The sequence below is a fragment of the Segatella albensis DSM 11370 = JCM 12258 genome, from assembly GCF_000426565.1.
GTDB classification, from domain to species: domain Bacteria; phylum Bacteroidota; class Bacteroidia; order Bacteroidales; family Bacteroidaceae; genus Prevotella; species Prevotella albensis.
On the sequence record NZ_KE384543.1, the window covers coordinates 20,213 to 22,938 of the forward strand.

3 protein-coding genes are annotated in these 2,726 nt (G+C 41.5%); 2 read left to right on the forward strand and 1 reads right to left on the reverse strand.

All coding sequences use genetic code 11. From position 1 onward, the window contains the following. The first annotated feature begins 89 nt into the window (after nucleotides 1-89). On the forward strand, nucleotides 90-1,004 hold the full coding sequence (locus K333_RS13020) for a glycine rich domain-containing protein (RefSeq protein WP_081657269.1): 915 nt from the start codon (nucleotides 90-92) through the stop codon (nucleotides 1,002-1,004). Between the two features lie 110 nt (nucleotides 1,005-1,114). Continuing rightward, complete coding sequence (locus K333_RS0111575) at nucleotides 1,115-1,882, forward strand: glycine-rich protein (protein ID WP_036889208.1); 768 nt, start codon at nucleotides 1,115-1,117, stop codon at nucleotides 1,880-1,882. A 106-nt stretch (nucleotides 1,883-1,988) separates the two neighbouring features. Here K333_RS0111575 and K333_RS0111580 read toward each other — a convergent pair. After that, a partial coding sequence (locus K333_RS0111580; protein ID WP_027452737.1) for a glycine-rich protein occupies nucleotides 1,989-2,726 on the reverse strand: 738 nt, incomplete at its 5' end.

Below are 2,726 nucleotides of genomic sequence, written 5' to 3' on the forward strand. Positions count from 1 at the left end.
CAATTGGTGCACTCTTTGTTTATTATGCACTCTAATATTGTTGAATATTTTCTTTTATATATTATTGAAAGTACAAACACACGGGAAGTGTGCAAGCTTTTACTGCGCCTCTATCGACTACTTATAAAATTCAATGCTGGGGAGCGCAAGGAGGAGGACTTCGAACTCCTAATTACATATCCTTTGGTGCTGATGGTGGATATACATCAGGAAGCCTGAATTTATTAAAGCAAACCTCTCTATATGTTTATGTCGGTCAACATCCTAATACTAGTTATATTACAGGAGGGGAAACTATTCAATCATATCCAAGAGGATACAATGGTGGAGGTTCTGGAACTTTTCGTGAAGAACAGGTTGGGAGTAGCGGTGGTGGCGCAACAGATATAAGAATTATATCTGGTAATTGGAATGATTTTAATTCTCTGAAATCTAGAATAATGGTTGCCGCTGGTGGTGCTGGAACTGGAGGTGGTTTGCCCAATGAAGAAGCTGGATCTGGAGGTGGTCTTGTAGGATTTGATGGCCAAGATTACAGAGGACCCAATATAGAACTGAGATATAGAGGAACTGGTGGAACTCAAACATATGCGGGAAATTGTCAAGAGGTAACAGAAACAATCGGAGGAATATCTGTAAAAGATACAAAACTATATCAGGGAGGATTTGGGTTTGGTGGTGATTCATATTTAGAATTCTATCAGGGCGGTTCCGGTGGCGGAGGTGGCTATTATGGCGGAGGTGCATCATGTAGAGGCCATGTCTGTGGCGGTGGCGGTTCTTCCTTCATCTCTGGTTATACAGGCTGTGATGCAATAGATGAATCTTCAATAGAAGATCATATTGTTCATACCGGTCAACCTAATCATTATAGTGGTAAGGTATTTACTAATGCTGTAATGATAGATGGTGGTTCAGTGATGCCAAAACCTGGAGGTGGTACAGAAATAGGGCATAGTGGTAATGGTTATTGTATAATTTCATGGATATCACCAAGCCTATAATAAATAGTGTGTCAATGTCTACTTGATTATTGACACACTCTTATTATATACTCTCCTGCTGTTAAATATTTTCTTTTTGGTAGCTGCTGGAGTACAAACACACGGGAAGTGTGCAGACTTTTACAGCACCCATAAGTGGAGATTATAAGCTGGAAGTGTGGGGTGCAGCATCTGGATGTAAAATGGGAGACGGTAATCTTCTATCTCACGTATATGGTAAAGGAGGATATAGTTATGGCTACTACAGCATGAATGCAAATCAAGTTATATATGTGTCTGTTGGAGGAAAAGGAGATGATGGACAATTCCAATCAAGAAATAAAGGTGGTTGGAATGGAGGTGGTGATGGTGAATGGGACCATAACGATGATGAATCTATGGCAGGCGGTGGAGGTTGTACATCTATTCAAGCCTCTTTAATAGAAGATGGACAACTCTTAAATTATGAGTTTGTAAAGAATATAGATGTATTAATAGTTGCAGGAGGTGCAGGTTCTATACATTCACCAATTGAATATGGATATGGTGGAGGTGAAACTGGATGTATAACAACTCATACAAGGGGGACATATGTAGACCAACAAGCAACCCAAAACTCTGGCTATGCATTTGGTCTTGGACAAACCGTAACTGGAATTTCGAATAACTGTGATGTTGGTGCTGGTGGTGGAGGCTGGTACGGTGGCTATACCATTATTCCTACACAAAGTGATGTGGGGGTATGTGGCGGAGGAGGCTCTGGACATATTGGAACGATGCTCACAAATGGAACAACTATAGCTGGCAACCAAACATTTCCCAAGCCTAAAGGTGGTACAGAAACAGGACATTCTGGAGATGGATATGCAATAATCAGTTGGATATTACCTAGCCTATAACACTGTTTTTCCATATAAATCTTCGGGATGCACTCGGGATTCGTTCGGGACATACATATATAGAAATAGGCTATATCAGCGAATTTGTTGATATAGCCTATTATAATTATGGTAGTTGTTGCCAAGTTATCATGCAATAGCCATTACCTTCATGGACTCCTGATTGCATAGAACCATTTGTACACATTGTTCCGATATGTCCGGATCCGCCACCTCCGCCACCGGCATAATCAGCAGCACCACCGCCATACCAGCCGCCGCCACCTTGGCCACCACCGTCACCACCTAATGTATATCCTCCTCTTCCAAAAGAACCATCAACTATAGTTTGAGTACCAGACCTTGCTTCTATTGCTGTAGATTTACCTCCTGTAGTTTGGGTACCACCTTTCGCTCCTGGACATGGGATTGTATTTCCGTTTAAATATCCCATGGATCCGTCTTCTCCATTTATACCTCCACCGGATCCACCTACCGGTGTTATCAAGTCAGTATAGCTATAATACCATTCACTACCTCCACCTCCGCCAGCAACAATTAATACATCTGTTTCTTTAACAGATTCATAATGATATAATTGTCCATCAGATATTAAACTCTTTTGGATAGATGTCGCACCGCCACCACACATTATATTTCCTTCAAGAAGACCTCCTCCATTCCATGATATACCATTTCCGCCTCCAACTGAGATATAAATAACTTGGTCTTTAAACATTGAGTAAAAACCTTGGGCATAGCCTCCTTTTCCTCCTTGTGCTCGGTCTGGAATGCCAACATATCCGCCTCCTTGTCCTCCCCAGACTTCCAGCTTATAATTGGTATTCAAAGGTGCCGTAAAAGT